This is a genomic window from Lysinibacillus sp. FW301-JW8 (assembly GCF_058788755.1).
Genome location: NZ_JBYTBB010000154.1, coordinates 275 through 687, shown reverse-complemented (window position 1 = coordinate 687; position 413 = coordinate 275). Strand labels below are relative to the sequence as shown.

Here is a 413-nt window from a genome sequence, read left to right as displayed (position 1 = left end):
AAATGGACAGTGAATAGTTATGGCGTAACATTTAACACAAACGGAGGTTCAGTCGTAGCGTCCGACTCAGTAATCTATAATGAAAAAGTGACAAAGCCAACAGCACCGAGTAAGGCAGGGTATACATTTGCAGGCTGGTTTAAGGAAAGTGCCCTTACAACCGAGTGGGACTTTGCGACAGATGTAATCACGGCTAATACAATGCTCTATGCCAAATGGACAGTGAATAGTTATGGCGTAACATTTAACACAAACGGTGGTTCAGCAGTGGGATCTGACTCAGTAATCTATAATGAAAAAGTGACAAAGCCAACAGCACCGAGTAAGGCAGGGTATACATTTGCAGGCTGGTTTAAGGAAAGTGCCCTTGCAACCGAATGGGACTTTGCGATAGATGTAATCACGGCTGATAC

At 43.8% G+C, this 413-nt stretch carries 1 protein-coding gene; it reads left to right on the top strand.

What is annotated here, in order from left to right; translation table 11 throughout:
- A partial coding sequence (locus tag AC3WOM_RS26695; RefSeq protein WP_492449216.1) for an InlB B-repeat-containing protein occupies positions 1-413 on the top strand: 413 nt, incomplete at both ends.